Annotated in this window: 19 protein-coding genes; 10 read left to right on the top strand and 9 right to left on the bottom strand. The window is 33.0% G+C overall.

Annotated elements, in window-relative coordinates; translation table 11 throughout:
* Positions 1–19: 19 nt before the first annotated feature.
* A complete protein-coding gene (locus P8H68_RS07815; protein ID WP_300323137.1) occupies positions 20–646 on the bottom strand; it encodes a DEAD/DEAH box helicase in 627 nt (208 codons plus the stop codon).
* Positions 647–1,236: 590 nt separating this feature from the next.
* On the opposite strand from P8H68_RS07815, the gene P8H68_RS07810 reads away from it, so the two are divergent.
* Positions 1,237–1,749, top strand: a complete 513-nt coding sequence (locus P8H68_RS07810; protein WP_300323135.1) for a ferritin — start codon at positions 1,237–1,239, stop codon at positions 1,747–1,749.
* A 143-nt stretch (positions 1,750–1,892) separates the two neighbouring features.
* On the opposite strand, the gene htpG is transcribed toward P8H68_RS07810, so the two are convergent.
* Entirely contained in the window at positions 1,893–3,806 is a 1,914-nt protein-coding gene (gene htpG / locus P8H68_RS07805; protein ID WP_300323133.1) for a molecular chaperone HtpG, read from the bottom strand.
* Positions 3,807–4,191: 385 nt separating this feature from the next.
* Here htpG and rpmH point away from each other — a divergent pair, with 385 nt between their 5' ends.
* Positions 4,192–4,353, top strand: a complete 162-nt coding sequence (gene rpmH / locus P8H68_RS07800) for a 50S ribosomal protein L34 (protein ID WP_300323131.1) — start codon at positions 4,192–4,194, stop codon at positions 4,351–4,353.
* A 126-nt stretch (positions 4,354–4,479) separates the two neighbouring features.
* Positions 4,480–7,335, top strand: a complete 2,856-nt coding sequence (gene carB / locus P8H68_RS07795) for a carbamoyl-phosphate synthase large subunit (protein ID WP_300323129.1) — start codon at positions 4,480–4,482, stop codon at positions 7,333–7,335.
* 103 nt (positions 7,336–7,438) lie between these two features.
* On the opposite strand, the gene P8H68_RS07790 is transcribed toward carB, so the two are convergent.
* Complete coding sequence (locus P8H68_RS07790; protein ID WP_300323127.1) at positions 7,439–8,353, bottom strand: choice-of-anchor D domain-containing protein; 915 nt, start codon at positions 8,351–8,353, stop codon at positions 7,439–7,441.
* Positions 8,354–8,509: 156 nt separating this feature from the next.
* On the opposite strand from P8H68_RS07790, the gene P8H68_RS07785 reads away from it, so the two are divergent.
* Positions 8,510–9,685: a GlmU family protein gene (locus P8H68_RS07785; protein WP_300323125.1), complete on the top strand. Its 1,176-nt coding sequence runs from the start codon at positions 8,510–8,512 to the stop codon at positions 9,683–9,685.
* 55 nt (positions 9,686–9,740) lie between these two features.
* On the opposite strand, the gene P8H68_RS07780 is transcribed toward P8H68_RS07785, so the two are convergent.
* Positions 9,741–10,187 (bottom strand): DUF1573 domain-containing protein, encoded by a 447-nt coding sequence (locus P8H68_RS07780; RefSeq protein WP_366144933.1) that lies wholly within the window; start codon positions 10,185–10,187, stop codon positions 9,741–9,743.
* A gap of 160 nt (positions 10,188–10,347) precedes the next feature.
* Here P8H68_RS07780 and P8H68_RS07775 point away from each other — a divergent pair, with 160 nt between their 5' ends.
* The 6 genes from P8H68_RS07775 to P8H68_RS07750 all read left to right on the top strand — a co-directional run bounded on the left by P8H68_RS07775 (position 10,348) and on the right by P8H68_RS07750 (position 17,955).
* Positions 10,348–12,975: a valine--tRNA ligase gene (locus P8H68_RS07775; RefSeq protein WP_300323123.1), complete on the top strand. Its 2,628-nt coding sequence runs from the start codon at positions 10,348–10,350 to the stop codon at positions 12,973–12,975.
* Between the two features lie 413 nt (positions 12,976–13,388).
* Positions 13,389–14,543 carry an SAM-dependent methyltransferase gene (locus tag P8H68_RS07770; protein ID WP_300323121.1) on the top strand — a complete coding sequence of 385 codons (1,155 nt, stop codon included), beginning with the start codon at positions 13,389–13,391 and terminating at the stop codon, positions 14,541–14,543.
* Positions 14,544–14,554: 11 nt separating this feature from the next.
* Positions 14,555–15,022 (top strand): tRNA (cytidine(34)-2'-O)-methyltransferase, encoded by a 468-nt coding sequence (locus P8H68_RS07765; protein ID WP_300323119.1) that lies wholly within the window; start codon positions 14,555–14,557, stop codon positions 15,020–15,022.
* An 88-nt stretch (positions 15,023–15,110) separates the two neighbouring features.
* Positions 15,111–16,730 (top strand): ATP-binding cassette domain-containing protein, encoded by a 1,620-nt coding sequence (locus P8H68_RS07760; RefSeq protein WP_300323117.1) that lies wholly within the window; start codon positions 15,111–15,113, stop codon positions 16,728–16,730.
* 165 nt (positions 16,731–16,895) lie between these two features.
* A complete protein-coding gene (locus P8H68_RS07755; RefSeq protein ID WP_300323115.1) occupies positions 16,896–17,255 on the top strand; it encodes a hypothetical protein in 360 nt (119 codons plus the stop codon).
* Positions 17,256–17,595: 340 nt separating this feature from the next.
* Complete coding sequence (locus P8H68_RS07750) at positions 17,596–17,955, top strand: hypothetical protein (RefSeq protein ID WP_300323114.1); 360 nt, start codon at positions 17,596–17,598, stop codon at positions 17,953–17,955.
* 65 nt (positions 17,956–18,020) lie between these two features.
* Here the strand turns inward: P8H68_RS07750 and P8H68_RS07745 are convergent, their stop codons facing one another.
* From P8H68_RS07745 to P8H68_RS07725, 5 genes are all read right to left on the bottom strand, one after another.
* Complete coding sequence (locus P8H68_RS07745; RefSeq protein WP_300323112.1) at positions 18,021–19,292, bottom strand: adenylosuccinate synthase; 1,272 nt, start codon at positions 19,290–19,292, stop codon at positions 18,021–18,023.
* A gap of 20 nt (positions 19,293–19,312) precedes the next feature.
* Positions 19,313–19,759 (bottom strand): transcriptional repressor, encoded by a 447-nt coding sequence (locus P8H68_RS07740; RefSeq protein WP_300323110.1) that lies wholly within the window; start codon positions 19,757–19,759, stop codon positions 19,313–19,315.
* A 198-nt stretch (positions 19,760–19,957) separates the two neighbouring features.
* The gene (locus P8H68_RS07735; protein ID WP_300323108.1) at positions 19,958–22,174 is read right to left on the bottom strand and encodes a RelA/SpoT family protein; all 2,217 of its coding nucleotides are present in this window, start codon (positions 22,172–22,174) and stop codon (positions 19,958–19,960) included.
* Positions 22,175–22,204: 30 nt separating this feature from the next.
* Positions 22,205–23,437, bottom strand: a complete 1,233-nt coding sequence (locus P8H68_RS07730) for a M48 family metallopeptidase (protein ID WP_300323106.1) — start codon at positions 23,435–23,437, stop codon at positions 22,205–22,207.
* Positions 23,438–23,515: 78 nt separating this feature from the next.
* The gene (locus P8H68_RS07725; protein ID WP_300323283.1) at positions 23,516–24,325 is read right to left on the bottom strand and encodes an RNA methyltransferase; all 810 of its coding nucleotides are present in this window, start codon (positions 24,323–24,325) and stop codon (positions 23,516–23,518) included.
* Positions 24,326–24,328 lie beyond the last annotated feature (3 nt).

Below are 24,328 nucleotides of genomic sequence, written 5' to 3'. Positions count from 1 at the left end.
TGGGACTTTTTAGTTGTATTTAAACCGAAACAATCTTTGCATATTCCATAAAATAGGAATCTAACGACTGAAGTTTTGGTGTCATTTTTTGAGCGTATAATACAAATTGGCATTTTGTAATACTTGGTGTTATGGACAATAAAGTAGAAAAAGCAGCTCTTTGTGAAAGAAAATCAGCATCATCAATACTAAACAACATCAAAGAAGAAGTACTTACTCCGTTGGATAATAGCAATTTATTTAAAGATTGTGGGGTTGCAATAAGAATATCGACGCCTTCAAATATTTCTGATTTTAGTAAATCTATATGAATCTTCTCATCAGCCAAATAAACACGCAAACTATTGTAACGAGTATACGCTGTCAAAGTATCATAAATTGCCAACGCTTTTTCTCTGTTTTCCACCAGAATGATGGCTCTAGGTGCCGTGCCTACCGCTTCGCATTTCAATTTATGCATGGTAGTTAGAATTAGTGTCGTAGTTTTTCCTAATTCAGCAGGTCCCGTGCAAAATACATTCGCACCACTTTTAATAACTGGAATACTTTTAGTCTGGAATGTAGTTGGTTCAGAAATCTCTAAGTTTTCTAATAATTCTTTGATTGTAGCATGTAGCTTTTTAAAAGGCATGGGTAGTACTGACATGAAAAATATTTTTAGATGATTTTCAAAAGGCAAATATACTATGAAGCTTTTAAAAAAGCATGTTAGAACAGATGAAACAATTATAATTTATAGATCGAAAAATATGACAGTATATTGATAAGTATCAATTGTTTTATTCTCCTTCTTAAAATTTTCTCTGAGAAATCTATAAAAAAACCTTCTTTTTTATTTGTATTAAATCTAAATAAAAGTATTTTCGCATCGTGATTACATTAACAACAACATCGAACAAATATTTACTTAAATTTTACCATAAGCAAGTAACCTTGACTTTTTGTAATTTATTGGCTTTAAGAAATACTATAAATGCTATAAATATAGAATCTCATTTTTATGAGGGACATAGCGGAGTAGAGCTAATTTCTGTTTGCAATCTAAAAGAAATTTTATTGCTGGATACATTAGATGTTTTGGAGTTAAAAAAAATCATGGATTCTATTTTTTCTCCGAAAAAAGAATTGGTTTACTAGACTTTATACGTTTTGTTTAAAATCAATCCAAACTATGGATTGTGCTTTCAATCATCTTTAGAATTTTATAAATTTGAGAGTAACTTAAAAATTTTGAACATGGAAAATCTAATTCGAGAAAATCTTTCTATAAATATTAAAGTAATTGATTTATTAAATGATCAAATAAAAATGGAAGCAAAGGCTTCTGCAACTTATTTGGCGATGGCATCTTGGTGCGATCAACATGGTTACGATCATAGTGCTAAATTCTTCTATGCTCAGTCTAGCGAGGAGAGAGAGCACATGTTGAAAATTTTCAAATATATAAATGACAATGGAGGAATGGCATATTCTCCTACAGTTGAAGGAGTCAGTCATGACTATGAGTCGATTTTAGATTTGTACAAAACTGCATTACAAGAAGAAATTAAAGTAAGTAAATCGATTCAAAATATATTTTTGACTTGTAGAAAAGAAAAAGATGTGGCTTCAGAGTTGTTCTTACAATGGTTTGTGAATGAGCAACAAGAGGAAGAACAAAAAATGCGTCATGCCGTTAAAATATACGATTTACACGGTGAAGATGTTGAGAACTTGTATGCAATTGACAAACGTATTGCTGGAGTTTAAAACACGAAATACTTTTAAAAAATAAAAAAAGCAACTTCATTTTGAAGTTGCTTTTTTTTAGTTATCATTTTACAGTTCTATTTGAAACAAAAAAATCGCCGTTATATATAACGACGATTTTTAATTATATAGAGCTTTTTCTATTACTTGATCATCTTGTAACTACGCTTGATAAAGTTTGTCAACTCCTCACCATGCAATAGGTTTTGAGACAATTTTGCTAAATCAAAAGCCTGACCAATCAATTCTTTCTGAATACCTTCGTCTTTATTATCAAGTATTTCTTTTACTAAATCGTTGTTCGTGTTTACAACCAAATTGTACATTTCTGGCATATTTTGCATTCCGAACATTCCGCCACCACCAGTCTGACTCATTTCTTTCATTCTTCTCATGAATTCAGGTACAGTAATACTGAAAGGGTTAGCGTTAGAATCTAAAGATTCTAGTTGAACCGTATAGCTTTCTTTAGGAACATTTGCTTCGATAATAGGTTTCAAAGCTTCTTTTTCTTCGTCAGAAAGTTTGCTGATTTTTTCTTCATCCTTTTTGATAAGGTTGTCGATATGGTCAGAATCTACACGAGTAAATTTAAGCTTTTCATTACTAGCTTCAATTTTTTGAATCAAGTGAGAAACAATAGGAGAGTCTAGAAGTAATACTTCGTATCCTTTTTCCTTAGCTTCTTGGATATATCCATGTTGTGCTTCCTTGTTGGCGGCATACAACACAATTGTATTTCCATCTTTATCTGTTTGAGCTGCTTTAATTTTTTCTTGAAGTTCCTCAATAGTAAAGAACGTATCGTCTACAGTTGGAAATAAAGAGAATTTCTTAGCCTTGTCATAAAACTTATCGTCAGATAACATTCCGTATTCAATAATAACCTTGATATCATTCCATTTTTGCTCGAAATCCGCACGGTCTTTTTTGAATAAAGAAGTAAGCTTATCAGCAATTTTTTTAGTGATATAACCAGAAATCTTTTTAACAGCACCATCAGCTTGCAAATAAGAACGAGATACGTTTAATGGAATGTCTGGAGAGTCAATTACACCTTTCAACATCTGTAAGAAATCAGGAACAATTCCTTCTACGTTGTCAGTAATAAATACTTGGTTTTGGTACAATTGAATTTTATCCTTTTGGATATCCATGCTTTGACTCAACTTAGGGAAGTATAAAATTCCTGTTAAGTTGAATGGGTAATCTACATTTAAGTGAATATTGAACAAAGGCTCCTCGAATTGAGAAGGGTATAATTCTCTATAAAAAGTATTGTAATCGTCAGCTTCTAAATCAGATGGTTTTTTTGTCCATGCTGGATTTGTATTGTTGATGATATTATCAACTGTGATTTGTTTGTGTGGCTCCGTAGTTTCTTTTCCATCAGCATCAGTCGTGGTCTGTGGTGTAAACTCAGGATCGTTAATTTCCTTAGTTCCAAATTTAATTGGAATTTGGTTGAAACGATTGTATTTGTTTAAAAGCTCCGTAATTTTAGAATCTTCTAAGAAGTCTAAAGAATCTTCTGCAATATGTAAAACAATTTCAGAACCTCTAGTTTCTTTTTCAACTGGCTCAATCTCGTAGTTTGGAGATCCATCACATGACCATTTTACAGCAGCAGGATCTTTATAAGACTTGGTAATGATTTCAACTTTATCAGCTACCATAAATGCAGAATAGAAACCTAAACCAAAGTGACCAATAATTCCAGAGTCTTCTACTTTATCTTTGTATTTGTCAATAAATTCCTCAGCACCAGAAAAGGCAATCTGGTTGATGTATTTCTCAACTTCTTCTTCGTTCATACCAATCCCTTGGTCAATAATACGAAGCGTTTTGTTTTCTTTATCAGCGATAACTTCTACAACAGGTGAACCGTATTCTTCGTTTCCTGCTTCCCCCATAGTTATAAGGTGTTTCATTTTAGAAGTTGCATCTGTTGCATTTGAAATCAATTCACGTAAAAATATTTCGTGATCAGAGTACAAGAATTTTTTAATCAACGGAAAGATATTCTCTACCGATACATTAATGTTTCCTTTAGCCATAATTATATGTTTTAATTATTATTTTAATTTGAATAACAAACCACAGTCAAAAAAAATACCAAAAGGAAATTTATGACGACAAGACAGTGAAACGTGACAACATGACATTTTACTTTTGAGAAAGATTATCAATGCGACTTATTATGGTATCAAATTTTATGATTGTAATTTAGTCTTTACAAGCCTTTTTTATAGTAAGTTTGTTAAAATTAAACGTTTAGCTATTTAGTTTAACAGACTTTATTTAGGGATTAAAAATATTTTTATTTTTTTTGTAAAACACCTTGCTAGACGTAAAAGGTTTTGTATATTTGCCAACGCTTTTAGTGGATGGTTTTTGTACCGAAGCTAGTATAAATAAAATAAGATTTTAAAAATATAAGTAATGCCGAAAAGAACATTCCAACCATCAAAGAGAAAAAGAAGAAACAAACACGGTTTTAGAGAAAGAATGGCTTCAGCTAATGGACGTAAAGTTTTAGCTAGAAGAAGAGCTAAAGGAAGAAAAAGATTATCTGTTTCATCTGCCGCTAGACCAAAGAAATAATGAATATTTAATTCATATAAAACAGGTGTTACTATTTATTAGTAACACCTTTTTTTTGAATAAACGAATCAGAAGTAAGTTAATAATTAAAGGTGCTGATTACCTTTTCGTTATAAAATTAATAGGATGCCAAAAAACACAAACATCAAATCGGTTTTAATTATAGGTTCTGGTCCAATTGTAATTGGGCAAGCGTGTGAATTTGATTATTCAGGTTCTCAATCTATACGATCTTTAAAAGAAGAAGGTATTGAGGTGACATTGATCAACTCAAACCCTGCGACAATTATGACAGATCCGTCATTAGCGGATAATGTTTATTTGAAGCCATTGACTGCACAGTCAATTAGAGAGATTTTAGATGCTCACCCTGATATTGATGCTGTATTACCTACCATGGGAGGTCAAACAGCATTAAATTTATGTATTGAGGCTGATGAAAAAGGAATCTGGGAAGATAATAATGTTAAAATGATTGGTGTTGATATCGACGCAATCAATGTTACAGAAGATAGAGAACAATTCCGTGAGTTGATGGGGAAAATTGGTGTTGATATGGCACCTCAAGCAACAGCAACTTCTTTCTTAAAAGGAAAAGAAATTGCTCAAGAATTCGGTTTCCCTTTATGTATTAGATCTTCTTTTACTTTAGGTGGAGCTGGTGCTGCAATTGTTTATGATGAAAAAGATTTTGACGATTTATTATCTAATGGTTTGGAGATTTCTCCTATTCATGAGGTGATGATTGACAAAGCCATGATGGGATGGAAAGAATACGAACTAGAGTTGTTACGTGATGGTAATGACAACGTAGTTATTGTATGTTCTATTGAAAATATGGATCCAATGGGAATTCATACTGGAGATTCTATTACAGTTGCTCCGGCAATGACATTAAGTGATTCTACTTTCCAAAAGATGCGTGATATGGCAATCCATATGATGCGTTCTATTGGAGACTTCGAAGGAGGGTGTAACGTACAGTTTGCAGTTTCTCCAGATGAAAAAGAAGATATTATTGCAATTGAAATTAACCCTCGTGTTTCGCGTTCGTCTGCATTGGCATCGAAGGCTACGGGTTATCCAATTGCTAAGATTGCTACTAAATTAGCTTTAGGGTATAATTTAGATGAATTGAATAATCAAGTAACAGGAAATACTTCTGCCTTGTTTGAGCCAACATTGGACTATGTGATCGTGAAAATTCCTCGTTTTAACTTTGATAAGTTTGAAGGATGTGATAGAACTTTAGGATTGCAAATGAAAGCAGTTGGTGAAGTGATGGGAATTGGACGTTCTTTCCAAGAAGCATTGCATAAAGCAACTCAGTCATTAGAGATCAAACGTAACGGTTTAGGAGCAGATGGTAAAGAAGAAACTCACTACGATACGATTATTTCTAAATTAACAAACGCCTCATGGGATAGAGTATTTACTATCTATGATGCTATTAAAGCAGGTATTTCTTTAAAGAAAATTTACGATATCACTAAAATTGATATGTGGTATTTAAAGCAATATGAAGAATTATTTACTTTAGAAAAAGAAATTTCATCTTTCAAATTAGATACGTTATCTAAAGACTTGTTGTTAGAAGCTAAGCAAAAAGGATACGGAGACAGACAAATAGCACACATGCTTGGATGTCTAGAATCTGAAGTTTATAATAAGCGTGAGGAGTTAAATGTGAACCGTGTTTATAAATTGGTAGATACTTGTGCTGCAGAATTTGCTGCAAACACACCTTATTACTATTCTACTTTTGAAAGCACGATGACTACTGCAGATGGTAATACATTCTCTGCAAACGAATCTGTTGTTACAGATAAGAAAAAAGTTGTTGTTTTAGGATCTGGACCGAATAGAATTGGACAAGGAATTGAGTTCGATTACTGTTGTGTGCATGGTGTTTTAGCTGCTCAAGAAGCAGGTTATGAAGCTATCATGATCAACTGTAATCCGGAAACAGTTTCTACAGATTTTGATACGGCTGATAAGCTATACTTTGAGCCTGTATTCTGGGAGCATATTTATGACATCATTCGTCATGAAAAGCCAGAAGGTGTAATTGTTCAATTAGGAGGTCAGACTGCCTTAAAATTAGCTGAAAAACTAGAAGCTTATGGTATTAAAATTATGGGTACTTCTTTTGAAGCATTGGATTTAGCAGAAGATAGAGGACGTTTCTCTGAGATGTTAACTTCTTTAGATATTCCTTTCCCTAAATTTGGAATGGCGACAAATGCTGATGAGGCTTTAGAAATTGCTGATCAGTTAGATTTCCCAATTTTGGTTCGTCCTTCTTATGTTTTAGGAGGTCAAGGAATGAAAATTGTAATCAACAAAGAAGAACTAGAAGAGCATGTAGTTAGTTTATTACGTTCTATTCCTGGAAATAATCTTTTATTAGACCATTACTTAGAAGGCGCTATTGAAGCGGAAGCGGATGCAATTTGTGATGCAGATGGTAATGTTTACATTATCGGGATTATGGAGCATATAGAGCCTTGTGGAGTGCACTCTGGAGATTCAAACGCTACATTACCTCCGTTTAATCTAGGGGAGTTTGTAATGGATCAAATAAAAGAGCATACTAAGAAAATTGCCGTAGCATTAAAAACGGTTGGATTGATGAATATTCAGTTCGCTGTAAAAGACGATACAGTTTATATTATTGAAGCAAATCCAAGAGCATCTCGTACGGTACCATTTATAGCGAAGGCTTATGGAGAACCATATGTAAACTATGCTACTAAAGTGATGTTAGGAGTGAATAAAGTTACAGACTTTAACTTCAATCCTCAATTGGAAGGTTATGCTATTAAGCAACCAGTATTCTCTTTCAATAAGTTCCCTAATGTTGACAAGAAATTAGGACCTGAAATGAAATCTACTGGAGAAGCAATTTTATTTATTGATGATCTTAAAGATGATACATTCCATGAGTTATACTCAAGAAGAAAAATGTACTTAAATAAATAAAAGCGAATCGCTTTTGATAATTAAAAAAGGCTTTCCAATCGGAAAGCCTTTTTTGATTCTGACTCCGAGCCTTTCGAAGCGTTTTATTAAAGTTCTACTATTATTACTGTTGTATAAAGCCTGTTGCAATCCAAGTATTTAAAAGATCAATATTGGCTTGTTCCAGTTTTGAGCTATTTTTCGGCATATTACCTCTTTCAATCCTACCTATAGAACTATTGGTTCCGGTAGCTTCGAAAGCTGTTTTAACTTCTGAATAATTAGTAAGTGATGGTGATCTTGTTCCACCGTGACAATTGGTTGTAGCACAACTTTGATTTACTAATGGAGCTATATTAGAAATATAACTAACGGTTACCAATTCACCTGAAGGGTACCCAGCGTTTATCCAAAGCTGTAAATTATCTTTGTCTTCTTGTGTTAATGACGGTACACCTGGTTTGGGCATTCTTCCTGATTGTATTTCTCCCCAAGAATCATCAATAGTAAATCCGTTTTTTACTTCTGTAAAGTTGGTAAGTGCCACTTGACCTGCCGGATTAGCGCCAGAATGACAACCAGTTGTGGAACAACTTTGAGCCATAATAGGGGCAATTGTATTTTCGTAAGTTTTTGCACTTGTAGAAGCTATTCCTGTTCCTGTTACGCTGATGATAGATGCCGTACTTGTTGAATTTGAAGTGATTGACATATTACCGCTAAAAACTGAAATTGTAGTTGGCGTAAACGCTACTGTAAACGTTTGTGAGTTCCCAGCAGCAATACTTCCTGAGGAAGGAGTCACGCTAAAACCTTCGGGTGTCGTAATATTCGAGATAGAGATTTCTTCGGTACCTGTGTTAGTGACAGTAAATGTTTCCTCAGCAGTATTTGTTACTTCAACATTTCCAAAACTCAAAGTGGTTTCAGATAACTCAGTTGTAAAACTCTTTGTTGCAATTTCTCCAGAATCAGAAGAGGAACAAGCACTAATCATCAATAGTACTGATAGAAATGCAAGGGGTGTAATTTTTTTCATAAATAAGTTTAGTTTGTCTTTTGGTCGATTGAAATGGATCATCTTACATAAAATGATATTTTAAAAGTAATGATTTTAAATGAGTTGGTAAAATCTGGTGTGTTTGTGAAACTAAATTGTAGTCATTTTGATACCTTTGTTTAAAAGAAGTTGACCATGAATTATATTTTATTTGACGGACCTACTAGGAACAGTCTATTGCCATTTACTTTTACAAAACCAGTGTCTGAAATTAGAGTAGGGGTGATGACAATTAAAGAAAAATGGGAAAAATTATTGGGTTGTACTCTAACGTATTTAACCGAAGAATATTTAGAAGCTAAATATCCAATGGTTGAGTTTGATGAAAATGTATATATTGATGCTTCTGTAATGCCAACGAAGGAATTAGCTACCGAAATTAGTTTCATAGCAGAGAATCAAATGTTAATGCGAAATGACGACATGATTGCTTTTTTCGCTTCTAAAAATCAAGAAGAAGTTGATTTTGAATCCTATGAAGTTATTGAGTTTAAAGAAGAGCTTTTTAAAATAGAAACTAAATCAGACATTTTTTCTCATAATTACCAAGCTATTAATGATGATTTTCAATTGTTGACCAAAAATAGATCATCGGTTGATTTATCTGATACCAATACCATCATTGGTCCAGCAGAAAATGTGTTTCTTGAAGCCGGTGTGGCTGTGGAATGTGTAGTGATAAATGCAACAGAAGGCCCCGTTTATATTGGAGAAGATGCCGTTGTAATGGAAGGTTCCCTGTTAAGAGGCCCCATTGCAATAGGAGAGAAGGCTGTTGTAAAAATGGGAGCGAAAATTTATAGTGGTACCACAATCGGTCCTAATTGTACAGTCGGTGGAGAAATAAAAAATGTGGTTTTCTTTGGGAATTCAAATAAAGGACACGATGGTTACTTGGGGAATTCTGTGGTAGGAGAGTGGTGTAACTTTGGAGCGGATACCAATGTTTCAAATATGAAAAATAATCATAGTGAAGTGAGTGTTTGGGATTATGCTGAAGATGGTTTTATGAGCAGTGGACTCAAATTTTGCGGGTTGTTTTTAGGTGATTATTCAAAATTAGGAATCAATACTATGATCAATACAGGAACTGTCATTGGTGTTTCTAGTAATGTTTTTGGTTCTGGTTTTCCAGACAAGTTTATTCCTTCTTTTAGTTGGGGAGGAAAAGAATCTCTTGTAGAATACAAAATAGATAAAGCCTTAAATGATGCGAAAAAAATGCGTGCATTAAAGAAAAAGACTTTTGAGGATAAAGATCAGAAAATTTTAGAAGCTATTTTTGAGGAAACTAAAACCTATAGACCATAGGAATAAAAAAAGCCTTTCAAAAAATGAAAGGCTTTTTATATTTATATGAATAAGGTTACTTTTTTGGAGATAAAACCTCTCCCTTAATTCTAAGAACTTTTTTAGGTTCTGATGCATTTGAAGTTAATGTTACTGTTTTAGAAAAACGTCCCACTCTGTTTGTAGCATATTTTACTCTAATCTCACCAGATTCACCAGGCATAATAGGTTCCTTATCATAGGTAGGAACGGTGCATCCACAACTTCCTTTTGCATTTGCAATGATAAGTGGACTACCTCCCGTATTTGTGAATTTAAAAACTCTATTACCATCAGCGTCTTTTTCAATAACACCATAGTTAATTACTTCTTCTTCAAACTGAAATACAGCAGCATTGGCATCAAAATCTTCAACCGGTTGTGCGACAGGTGAATTAAGTGAATCTTTTACTGCTTCGGTATCCTGTGCATTGATAGCGATAGTCCCTGCAAACAAGGCAATAGCCATTAATATATTTTTCATAATTATTAGTTTTACAAAACAAAAATAAACATATTTATGAGCCTACAAAATATAGGTTTGTTAACTTTTTAGTTAAAAGAGATAATTGTACTTTTGCCATCACTTAAAAAGTCCATTTGACTTTTAGAATAAACAGAAAAATAATTTCAACTCATTTCAAATGATCCCAAATAAATACAATCCAGAAAAAGTAGAAGATAAATGGTATAGCTATTGGATGGAGAATGGATATTTTCATTCAACTCCGAACGAAAAGGAAGCTTACACTATTGTCATTCCTCCACCTAACGTAACGGGTGTATTGCATATGGGACATATGTTGAATAATACTATTCAGGATGTATTGATTCGTCGTGCCAGGTTGAAAGGTTTTAATGCTTGTTGGGTACCAGGAACGGATCATGCCTCTATTGCAACTGAGGCAAAAGTAGTGGCCAAATTGAAAGAAGAAGGAATCAATAAAGAGGACTTAACAAGAGATGAGTTTTTAAAGCATGCTTGGGAATGGACTGACAAACATGGTGGAATCATCTTAGAGCAATTAAAAAAGCTTGGAGCATCATGTGATTGGGAGCGTACTGCTTTTACCATGGATGATGATTTGAGCGGAGCGGTTAGTAAGGTTTTTGTTGATTTGTATGCAAAAGGCTTGATTTACCGCGGTTACAGAATGGTAAATTGGGATCCTGAAGCAAAGACTACTTTGTCGGATGAAGAGGTTGAGTTTGTTGAAAAACAAGGGAACTTATATTATATCAACTATAAGATTGAAGGCTCTGAAGAAACGGTTACTGTTGCTACAACGAGACCGGAAACATTATTGGGAGATACTGCTGTTTGTATCAATCCTACGGATGAACGTTTTACTCATTTGAAAGGAAAAAAAGTAATTGTTCCTATTGCGAATAGAGTGATTCCAATTATTGAAGATGAATATGTTGATTTAGAATTTGGAACAGGTTGTTTGAAAATTACCCCTGCTCATGATCAAAATGATAAAGCAATTGGAGAGAAACATAATTTAGAAGTTATTGATATTCTAAATGATGATGGTTCTTTAAATTCTTTAGGATTGCATTATGAAGGAAAAGATCGTTTTGTTGTAAGAAAAGAAATAGCCGAAGAATTGCAGAATATTGGTGCTTTGGTTAAGACAGAAAAGCATATCAATAAAGTTGGAGTTTCTGAAAGAACAAAAGCGGTTATTGAACCAAAAATATCGGTGCAATGGTTCCTTAAAATGGAAGAAATTGTGAAACCAGCATTGGATGCAGTTTTAAAAGATGAGGATATCAAATTTTATCCAAAACATTATAATAGTACCTATAAATACTGGTTAGAAAATATTAGAGATTGGAATATTTCTCGTCAATTATGGTGGGGACATCAGATTCCAGCTTATTTCTATGGAGAAGGTTTGGAAGACTATGTGGTTGCTGAATCTAAAGAGGAGGCATTGCTAAAAGCTCAAGATGTAACCGGAAATATAGAATTAACTTTAGATCAGATCAAACAAGATCCAGATGCTTTAGATACTTGGTTCTCTTCTTGGTTATGGCCAATTTCATTATTTGATGGTATCAAAAATCCAGATAATGAAGAATTTAAATATTATTATCCAACGAATGATTTAGTAACTGGACCAGATATTATTTTCTTTTGGGTTGCACGTATGATTTTCGCTGGTTATGAGTTTGCAGAGGCAAAGCCGTTTAGCAATGTTTATTTTACAGGAATTGTAAGAGACAAACAAAGAAGAAAAATGTCTAAATCTTTAGGAAACTCACCAGATCCTATTGAGTTGATGAAAAAATATGGTGCTGATGGTGTTCGTACAGGTTTATTGTTGAGTGCTGCAGCGGGAAACGATTTATTGTTTGACGAAGAATTATGTGAACAAGGACGTAATTTTTCGAGTAAAATATGGAATGCTTTCCGTTTGATTGATGGTTGGGAAGTTTCTGATTCAGTTGCACAGCCTGAATCTTCAAAAATAGCAATTGAATGGTATACAGCAAAGTTTCAAAAAGCACTGGTAAGTATTGAAAAGTCCTTTGAGGAGTATAGAATCTCTGAAGCGTTGATGACGATTTATAAATTAATTTATGATGATTTTTCTTCTTGGTTCTTAGAAATGATCAAACCAGGATACCAACAACCAATTGATAGTGCAACGTATAAAGCTGCAATTTCTTGTTTGGAGGATAATTTAAAAGTATTACATCCTTATATGCCTTTCTTGACAGAAGAAATATGGCAACATTTAGCTGAGAGAACTACTGAAGAAGCCTTGATTATAGCTACTTATCCTGAATTAGTTTCATTTGATGAAAAAATTATCACCGATTTTGAATTTGCCTCTGAAGTAATTTCTGGGATTAGAAAAATCAGAAAAGATAAAAATATTAGTTTCAAGGATGCGATTGAATTATCTGTTTTAGATAATGAAAATTCAAGTGCTACTTTTGATTCAGTAATTGAAAAACTTGGAAACACATCAAAATTAAATAAAGTTGATGTTGCGGTAGAAGGAGCTTTGAGTTTTAGAATAAAATCAAATGAATATTTTATTCCCATTTCTGGAGCTATCAATGTGGAGGAGGAGATTGCCAAAATTACTGAAGAATTGAAATACACAGAAGGTTTCTTAAAATCTGTACAAAAGAAATTAAGTAATGAGCGTTTTGTAAATAACGCACCTGAAAAAGTAATAACCTTAGAAAGAAATAAGGAAGCAGATGCCTTGGCTAAAATTGAGACTCTAAAAGCTAGTTTGTCTGCATTGTAGAAACCTATTAACCGTCTTTCCGAATAATATTTTGGAAGACGTTTGATAAATAGATTCTCGATACAATTTTAAACTTCGTGTAAAATCACTCGAATTGACAATTGCGAAAGAGTTGTCAGTTCAATAGAAACTCTGAAAGAATTAAATGTCAGGAATTTTTAGATGATATTCTTGATAGAATTATAAACTTCGTAGAAAGTCACTAGAATTGACAATTGTGAAAGAGTTGTTAGTTCGAGTGGAATTCTGAAAGAATTAAATATCAGGAATTTTTAGATGATATTCTCGATAAAATTTTAAACTTCGTAGAAAGTCACTAGAATTAACAAATGCGAAAGAACTGTCAGTTCGAGTGGAATTCTGAAAGAATTTTGTATCGAGAACCTATTAAATAAGTATAAAAAAACATAGTCATGAGTGAATTCAATACATTTTCAGAAGTAATACAAACAAGTATCGCCGCAGATGATTTTGTTAAAATTACTCTAAGCAAACCGTTACGAAAAAATGATGGATTGAGAAATATCTATGTTCGATTGGTATTGATTAAAGAGGAGTTGAAAATGTCTTTTACCTATCATTATAAAACGAATGATCAAGTAAAGAACTTTGGAATTACTGAGGGAACTGAAGAGTTGCAGAATTTTTTGTTAACCACGTTCAGAACTGCTGTAGTTTTTACTTTAAAAGAAGATTTACAGGTTTTTGTTTCGAAAAAGAAAGTGGTGTCTTTCAAAAAAGGTGCTCCAAGTTTCACAAATAAACCACCTGTAACTCACGATAAACCTAAAGAGAAACGAGCTGAAATGGGGGCTTATCTACGTTATTTAGGGGTTACCGACTCTGATAATAACGTGATTCCAAAAATGGCGGATAAATTTCGTCAAATCAACAAGTATTTAGAAATCATGGAAGGATTGATTTCCAATGCAAAGCTACCGAAGCAGGTGCAGATTGTGGATATGGGATCTGGAAAGGGTTACTTGACTTTTGCCTTATATGATTATTTGGTGGTTCAAAGGAAAATGAATGTCACAGTTACAGGGATAGAATTGCGCAAGGAACTAGTAGATTACTGTAATGATGTTGCCGAAAAATGTGAATTTGAAAACTTGAAATTTGAATGTAAACCGATTCAAGAATACGAAAATCAAAAAATCGACATATTGATAGCATTGCATGCTTGCGATACCGCAACAGATGACGCTATAACAAAAGGAATTATTGCAAAGGCAGGACTTATTGTTTGTGCTCCTTGTTGTCATAAACAAGTGCGTCAATCCCTGAAAGGGAAAGAACAAGAAGATCCGATTTTGAAATATGGTATTTTTAAAGAACGTCAATTTGAAATGGTAACGGATACCATTCGTGCATTGATTCTGGAGAAAAGACATTATCAAACAAAAATATTTGAATTTATCTCCAATGAGCATACCCGTAAAAACGTTATGTTAGTAGCTACCAAATCAACGAAAGATGTTGATGAAAAAGCTTTGAATCAAAAAATCAAAGGAATAAAAGATGCTTATGGTATCGAAGAACATTATTTAGAGACTCAAATACAATAGTTTTTAAACCAATGAAACAATACAATTTCAATATAGTTCTAGTCAATCCTCAAATCCCCAATAATACTGGGAATATTGGTCGTTTGTGCGTAGGAAGCTTGAGTAGGTTACATTTGGTAAAACCTTTAGGTTTTGAAATTACCGACAGTCGAGTAAAACGTGCTGGTTTGGATTATTGGGGGGATTTAGATTTGAATTATCATGATAGTTTTAAGGGGCTGTTAGAGACTATTCCGGATATTTCACGTGTCTTCTTTTTTACAACAAGAGCGGAAAAAGCTTATTATGATGTAGATTTCAAGGAAGGCGACTGGCTTGTTTTTGGTAGAGAATCGGATGGATTACCACAAGAAATTGTCGATACATATCTAGATCAATGTATTAAAATTCCTTTTCCGGGTACTGTTAGAAGTTTTAATTTAGGAAATGCAGTTGCAATGGCTTTAGGTGAAGGCTTACGTCAATTAAACAGTAAATAGTTTACTTATTAGTTCTTAAGTATTCTTCCATTTACAGGCATATTTCACGCTTTTTATTTATTTTTGCAAAAAAATAAAAAATCATACAATGCTTTCAGTATCAAACTTATCTGTACAGTTCGGTAAACGTGTTTTATTCGACGAAGTAAACACCAAATTTGTTCAAGGAAACTGTTACGGAATTATCGGAGCCAATGGAGCTGGTAAATCAACATTTCTAAAAATATTAACAGGTCAGTTAGAACCTACTTCAGGACAAGTTTCTTTAGAGAAGGGTAAAAGGATGTCTGTATTATCTCAAGATCACTTTGCGTTCGATGAATTTCCAGTATTGGAAACTGTGATGATGGGAAACAAAGAGATGTTTGCAATCAAAAAAGAAATTGATGATTTGTATGCCAATTATACGGATGAAAACGCTGATAAGATTGGAGAACTTCAAGTGAAGTTTGAAGAAATGGGAGGATGGACAGCAGAAAGCGATGCTGCCACAATGCTATCTTCTCTTGGGATCAAAGATGATGCTCATTATACTTTAATGGGTGATTTGGATGGTAAACAAAAAGTACGTGTGTTAATTTCTCAAGCTTTGTTTGGGAATCCTGATGTATTGATCATGGATGAGCCTACCAATGATTTGGATTTCGAAACAATAGCGTGGTTAGAGCATTTTTTAGCAAATTATGAAAACACTGTTATTGTGGTTTCTCATGACCGTCACTTCTTAGATGCAGTTTGTACTCATATTTCTGATATTGATTTTGGTAAAGTAAATCAATATTCTGGTAACTATACTTTCTGGTATGAATCAAGTCAGTTGGCTGCCAAACAAAGAGCTCAGCAAAACAAAAAGGCTGAAGACAAGAAAAAAGAGTTAGAAGAGTTTATTCGTCGTTTCTCTGCAAACATGGCAAAATCTAAACAGGCTACAAGTAGAAAAAAGATGATTGAAAAATTAAATGTAGATGATATCAAACCTTCAAGTAGAAGATATCCTGCAATTATTTTTGAAAGAGAACGTGAAGCTGGAGATCAAATTTTGAATGTTGAGAATTTATCTAAAGAAATTGATGGTGAGGTTTTATTTAAAAACGTGAACATCAATTTAGCAAAAGGAGATAAAGTAGCTGTTATTTCTAAAAGTTCAAAAGCAGTGACTTCTTTTTATGAGATTTTGAATGGGAATTTAGATGCTGATTCTGGTTCTTTTGATTTTGGAGTAACAACCAACCAATCCTATTTACCATTGGAGAATGCAGAGTTTTTTCAGAATGCTGAATTGGACTTAGTAGATTGGTTACGTCAATATGCTAAAACAGAAGAGGAGCGTGAGGCGGTTCACTTAAGAGGATTTTTAGGGAAAATGATATTTAGTGGAGAAGAGGCTTTGAAAAAATGTAATGTTCTTTCTGGAGGTGAAAAGGTGAGATGTATGTTGTCTCGTATGATGATGGTTAGAGCAAACGTATTAATGCTAGATGAACCAACCAATCACTTAGATTTGGAATCTATTCAAGCACTGAACAATTCTCTAACTAATTTTAAAGGAACGGTATTGTTCTCTACTCATGATCATGAGTTTGCACAAACAGTTGCCAATAGGATTATTGAAATTACTCCTAAAGGAGTGATTGATAAATATGCAACTTTTGATGAGTATTTATCTGATGCAAAAGTAAAAGAGCAAAGAAAGAAAATGTATAGCTAATCTTTAGATTCAGCGTAAAGTAAAAAGCATCACTTTAAAAGTGATGCTTTTTTTTTGCAAAAATATACAGATACAGACAATTCAATAACTCTTATTGACAGTTGTTGAGATGTCAAGTTGTAATTTTCAGGTAACTTAAAATAGTAATAACCAAAACAATTAAACATGAAAAAATTATTTAGTCTTGTAGCCGTATTATTTTTTACCTTTTCGGTATCAGCTCAAAAAACAACAAAATGGATTGATAAAAAAGCAACTGCTATATCTCAGGATATGAAAGAATTTTTGTCACTAGATGATGCAAAAACAAAAATTATGTATGATGAGGAAGTTAAAAAACAGTTGGCTATTTATGAAGCGAAGGAAGCAAATGGTGGTAAAAAACCAAGCAAGGAGAAATACAAAGAGATTTGTGCCCCTTTTGTAGCCGCACAAACAGAGGCAGCAGGAGGAAAGAAAGAAATGAATAAATATTGGGCACATGCGAAGGAGGAAAGAGCAAAAGCAAAGGCCAATCAAAAATAAATAGTTTTGTAAATGCAAAAGCCCAATCATTTCTGATTGGGCTTTTTATTTTATTCTTAGCAAAGATTAAATATTTAAATTGCAATTTCTTAAGGCTCTTGAATGAAAAGGTTATGGTTGAAGGTGTAAAGGATTTGATATTTAAGCCGATAACTAGTTTTTCAAAAGTGGATCTTCAGTTTTTTTGTTTTAAATTTTAACGACTAGATGTCTGTCCTGGGTATATTAAAATAAGTAGCTTTCATAAGCGTATTATTTTTAGACTATTATAGGAAACTTTAGTTTTCTAAGTTGTATATTTCTATTCTAATTAAACATATTTTAACCAAAACAAATAACCATGAAAAAATTATTAAGTATCGTTGCCGTATTTTTCTTTGCCTTTTCGGTATCAGCACAAAAAGTACCAGAGTGGATAAATAAAAGAGCAACCGTTATGTCTCAAGATATGAAGACATTTTTATCCTTGGATGATGCACATACAAAAATCATCTATGATGAGGAGGTTAAAAAACAACTAGCACTTCTTGAGGTGAAAAAAGCTAATGGTGGTAAGAAACCAACTAAAGAGGTGTTTAGAGAAATAACTGCTCCATTTATTACAGTTCAGACGGAAGCAGCCGGAGGGAAGGAGCAAATGAAGAAATATAAGGTGCATGCTAAAGAAGAAAGAGAAAAAGCGAAAGCCAATAAAAAATAAATAGTTTTGTAAATGCAAAAGCCCAATCATTTCTGATTGGGCTTTTTATTTGAAATAAATACAAATTATCTTACAATAGTTTGTTTTCTGTCTGGTCCTACAGATACGATACTGATTTTAGTTTCAGTTTCTTTTTCTATAAAAGCAATATATTCTGATAATTCTTTAGGGAATTCTGCTTCAGAAGAAATTTCAGTAATATCTTCTTTCCATCCTTTGAATTCCTTGTAAATAGGTTTTACGTTTTCTGGCTCAATATTGTAAGGGAAATGTTCGATAACCTCTCCTTTATACTCATAAGCTGTACATATTTTTAATGTCTCAAAACCAGAAAGAACATCTCCTTTCATCATGTTTAATTGAGTAACACCATTTACTTGACAAGCGTATTTTAAAGCTACTAAGTCTAACCAACCACATCTTCTAGGTCTTCCTGTTGTTGCACCAAATTCATGACCTACTTTAGCCATTCTTTCTCCATCTGCATCAAATAATTCAGTAGGGAATGGTCCTGAACCTACACGAGTTGTATAAGCTTTGAATATTCCATAAACTTCTCCAATTGTATTAGGCGCAATTCCTAATCCCGTACAAGCTCCGGCAGCAGTAGTGTTAGAAGATGTAACAAATGGATACGTTCCAAAATCAACATCTAATAAAGAACCCTGTGCTCCTTCGGCTAAAATTGTTTGATTTGATTTAATCGCTTGGTGAAGGTATTCTTCACTATCAATAAAAGTCATCTCTTTCAATCTAGCAACAGCAGTAAAGAATTCAGCTTTTAACTCTGCTAGATTGTATTCTAAAGCAACATCAAAAAAGTCTAACATTTTTAAATGCTTCTGAGTTAAGATATCAAAGATTTCTTCCCAGTTACTTAATTCTAAATCTCCAACACGCATTCCATTACGTCCCGTTTTATCCATATAAGTTGGTCCAATCCCTTTTAAAGTAGAACCAATTTTAGCTTTTCCTTTAGATGCTTCTGAAGCTGCATCTAACAAACGGTGCGTAGGTAGAATTAAATGTGCTTTTCTAGAGATAAGAATTTTAGCATTTAAATCTAAGTTAAACTTGTCTAAGTTTTCTAATTCTTTTTTAAAGATAACAGGGTCAATAACTACTCCGTTTCCAATAATGTTTAAAGCGTCATCATGAAATATTCCTGAAGGAATTGTATGTAACACGTGTTTGTGTCCATCAAAAATCAAAGTGTGTCCTGCGTTAGGTCCTCCTTGGAAACGAGAAATTAAGTTGTAATTCTTTGTAAGAACATCTACAATCTTACCTTTCCCTTCATCTCCCCATTGTAAGCCTAATAATAAATCTACAGCCATTATCTAAAAATTAATTTGTTTTATTGTTTTGATTGTCTTTTTTTTCCGTAGAAATAAAGTGAGTGATCTTCAATATCTATATTGAAAAACTCTTCTATTGATTTTTTAATATTTTGGATTCTAGGATCGCAAAATTCAATAACCTCACCTGTGTCTAGTATAACATGATCATGTTGTTTGTTGAAGAAACTTTTTTCGTAATGAGCTTGGTTTTGACCAAATTGATGTTTTCTAACCAAACCACTACTCAATAATAATTCAATTGTATTGTATAAGGTAGCACGACTTACTCTATAGTTTTTGTTCTTCATACTGATGTACAAAGATTCAATGTCAAAATGATCATCTAAATCATAGATTTCTTGAAGTATAGCAAACCTTTCCGGAGTTTTTCTGTGACTGTGTTTCTCTAGAAACTTCACAAAAACCGCCTTAACTGTTTCTTGATTATTATTGTTTTCTTTCATTCGATAAACTATTTAAAATAGCAAAACGCAAATTTAACTTTATTTTTCATTTAGACGAGTGGATTTGTTAATTTATTTACTTGATATTGAAGAAAAGGTACAAGAAAACCAATAATCAAATAATAAGCATGCTGAAAAATAAAAACCACCGATCTTTTTTATCAAAAACAGGTGGCTTTTTTGTTGACTAGATATATGTTAATCTACTCTTGAAACCTTGTTGATACCTTCAATCTTTAAGATGTTTTCTGTCAGTTTTTTCAACTGAGTTTTGTTTTTAACATCAATCGTAATTTTACCTTGGAAAATAGAGCCTCTAGTAACTGAGTTGATATTATAGATATTCATATTTGAATTTCCAGAAATTAATCGAGTCAAATGATTCAAGATTCCAAGTTTATCTTCTCCGCTAATTTTCAAAGTAACTTTGAAACTTTGTTTAGAGGAATCAATCCACTTAGCAAACATAACGCGGTACGCATAGTTAGACTGCATACTGATCGCATTAGGACAATCGTGTTTGTGTACTTTTATTCCATCATTGATAGTCAAAAACCCAAATACTTTATCCCCAGGTATTGGATTACAGCACTTTGATAACTTGTATTCTAATTTCTCTTCGTCTTTTCCAAAAACTAATAAATCATAGTTGTTGGTCAATTCATCCGGTTCTTCTTTCCCTTTTTTATTTCCTCCGTTACGTTGAATTTTATTTTTAAAGAAGTTGTAAATAGAATTACTTCTTTGGTTTGCAAATGCTTTCAGTTCCGAATTCTCAATGGTCCCAGTTCCGACTCTATAAAACAAATCAAAGCTCGTTTTTAATTTGTTAAAACGGACTAAATCATTCACTGTTTTATCATTGAAAGGAATTTTTAGCTGTCGTAATTTACGTGTCAGTAAAACTTTTCCTTCTTCGGCAATTCCTTTTTCTTCTTCTTTTAAGGAAGCTCTAATTCTGGCACGTGCTCTTGCAGTAACCACAAATTCAAGCCATCTATTATTTGGCTTTTTGACATTAGAAGTCAGTACTTCTACCTGATCACCACTACCTAAAACAGTGTCTAAAGGTGTAAGTTTTCCATTTACTTTAGCACCTCTACATTTTAAACCAATGTCTGTATGTATGGAAAAAGCAAAATCTAGTGCCGAAGCACCTTTTGGGAGTGTTTTTAATTCTCCTTTGGGAGTAAAAACGAAAATTTCTTCTGAATAGAGATTTAATTTAAAATCTTCAACAAAGTCAACAGCATTGATGTTTCCCGTCTCTAACGAATCTTTTAAACGATCTAGCCATGTTTCAAGACCTTTTTCGTTTTGGTTTCCTTGTTTGTACTTGAAATGGGCCGCGTATCCTTTCTCAGCAATTTCATCCATTCTATTCGAACGAATTTGTACTTCTACCCAATTACCTCCAGGTCCCATAACCGTGATATGCAAAGATTCATATCCTGTGGTTTTTGGGTTTGTAATCCAGTCTCTTAATCGTAAAGGGTTCGGGTTGTATTGCTCTGTAATGATGGAATAAATTTTCCAAGCATCAAATTTCTCATTATTTAAGTCAGAGTCATAAATGATTCGAATAGCAAATTTATCGTACACTTCGTCAAAAGAAACATTTTGTGCACGCATTTTTCTGCGAATAGAATAAATAGATTTTGTTCTTCCTTTAATTTTATATGAAAACCCTTCTTTGTCTAAATTCTCTCTTATATTATCAGAAAATCGCTCTATATATGCATTTTGCTCATCTTTGTTGGCATTCAGGTTTTCTTTGATATCATTAAAAACTTCAGGTTCTGTGTATTTCAAACCTAAATCTTCCAATTCTGTTTTGATATTATAAAGTCCTAAACGATGCGCTAGGGGAGCGTAGATATATAATGTTTCAGAGGAAATTTTTACCTGTTTGTAACCTGGCATAGATTCCATGGTTTGCATATTATGCAAACGATCCGCAATTTTAATCAAAATTACACGTACATCATCGTGTAAAGTAAGAAGCATTTTTCTGAAATTCTCAGCTTGAATTGAAGCATCCTGTTCTTTGTTTAACTTTGATATTTTAGTAAGTCCACTTACAATTTTAGCAATGGTTTCACCAAAAAGGCGCTCCATATCATTTACAGTATACGGTGTGTCCTCAACAACATCATGTAATAAAGCAGCTGCAATAGATTCTGCTCCTAAACCAATTTCGTAGGCAACAATTTTAGCTACAGCAATAGGGTGGAAGATATAAGGCTCTCCAGTCTTTCTTCTTTGATCACTGTGGGCTTCTAGGGCAAGATCAAATGCTTTACGAATCAATACTTTATCACTTTCGGACAATGTTTGATACGTTCCTTTTAAAAGATCTTTATATCTATTGGCTATTTCTTTATTTTCTTCTTCTATAGTTACATTATACGTCATAAAATAAAAGACATTTTTGAATTCTAAATATTATTTTCTCAGGCTACGTATACGTTGTAATAGCGTAGGATGAGAATAGTGTGCAAAAACAGTTGCTTTATGCGGAGTTAAGTTACTCAAACTATTTTTAGATAGCTTTTTTAAGGAACTTATCAAGTCTTCCGCATTTGTATACTTTTTTGCATAATTGTCTGCTTGATATTCAAAAGTACGAGAAATTGAATTCATAGCAAGACCTGTAATTTCTGAGATAGGACTGTAAAGTATACTAAAAGTAATAAGTCCAATATGAAAGCTTGGTTCATCGATACGCAAAGCATCTGATAATAAAGGGTTTCCAATTAAAAGAGACAGGATAAACAAAGTGAGACCTGTTAAAACAATGGAAGTAATTAGATTGAAAATAATGTGTTTTTTCTTATAATGACCTACTTCATGTGCAAATACCGCCACAATTTCTTGAGTTGAAAGCTCTTTTATTAAGGTGTCGTAAAGTACAATTCTCTTTTTAAAACCAAAACCAGAGAAATAAGCATTTGCTTTGGTTGATCTTTTGGAACCATCGATCACAAAAATTTTATCTAACTGAAATCCAATTTTATTAGCGAAGTTTTCTAGTTCAGTTTTTAACTCACCATCTTCTAATGGAGTTTGTTTATTGAACAGAGGAACTATCAATGAAGAATAAAACAAATTCATAAATAGGGTAAATATGGTAATCACCCCCCAAGTATAGATCCAGAATTGATTTTCTGTCTGTTGGTAAAACCATGTTATTAATGCCAATAAAGGTCCACCTACTAACAATGCCAAAGCCCAACCTTTTAATTTATCTAAAATGAAAAGTCTTTTTGTTGATTTATTAAAACCAAATTTCTCTTCAATGATAAAGGTTTTATAAAAAGCAAAAGGAGTGTTTAAAATATCACTACCAAAAAATAAAATTGCAAAATAAATCAAAGTTTGTAGGATTTCATTATTTGCAACGCCTCTAACAAGAGTATCTATCCAAGCAAAACCTTCAAAGAAAAAAAGGGATAGTGTAAGAATGATAGAAAAGCTATTAGTATAAAAAGAAAAATCATAATTGGTTTTCTTATAATCTTGTGATTTTCTGTAGGCTTTTTCGTCGTAAACATCCTGCAACTCCTCGGGTAATTTGTCGTTAAAATGTTTGGCATTCAAAAAAGAAAGAACCTCTTCTTTGATAAAATTAATGATAATAATTCCAATTAAAATTTTAAATACTAAAGATGCAGTCATGTTTAATTAATTGAAATGGTTGAAGATAACAAAAATAGGAAGATTGTTTTAGTATTTTGCAATATGTTCAAAGATATATTAATTAAAATTTCTTTGTCTACTAGCCTCAAAGATAAGAATAGATGCAGCAACAGAAACATTCATTGAATCTATTTTACCATTCATAGGAATAATTATTTTTTTAGAGGCATTATAGAGCCATTGATCGGAAAGTCCCGTGGCTTCTGTACCAACTACAATGGCACTGGCTTTTTTATAGTCTTGCTCTTGATAAGGTTCTGAGTCGTCTTTTAGGGCAGCAGCATAGGAAGTAATATTATGCTTTTTTAAATAGGCTAAAATTTCATCAGTGGTACCGGTAGCTATTTGAGTGGTGAATAGACAGCCCACGCTGCTTCTGATTATGTTAGGATTGTACAGATCCGTTTTGGGGTTGGCAATTAAAACTGCATCTACGTTGGCTGCATCAGCAGTTCTCAACAAAGCACCAATATTCCCCGGTTTTTCAGGAGCCTCCGCTATTAATAATAATGGCTTTTCTCTTTTGAAAGATATGTTTTCTAATTCGTGTTTCTTTGCGTTTACAACAGCTAAGATTCCTTCGGTTGTTTCCCGATAGGCAATTTTTTGATACACCTCTTTTGACACCTCTAAAAACTCAATAGAAGAGTCGAGGTTTGATTCTAGAAGCTCTATTTTTTCCATACTGGAAATCTGAGAACAGTATATTATTTTTTCAATAGTATAAGTTCCCAGAGTTGCTAGTTCAATTTCTCTTTGGCCTTCTAATAAAAACGTTCCGCTTTTTTTTCGAACTCTTGATTTTTCTTTCAATTGCACCAACTCCTTTATAAGAGGGTTTTGTAGGCTAGAAATTTTTTTATGCATCAA

The sequence above is a fragment of the Flavicella sp. genome (assembly GCF_029238425.1).
GTDB lineage: Bacteria > Bacteroidota > Bacteroidia > Flavobacteriales > Flavobacteriaceae > Flavicella.
Note: the sequence above shows the minus strand (reverse complement) of the source record. Positions and strands in the feature narration are given on the sequence as shown.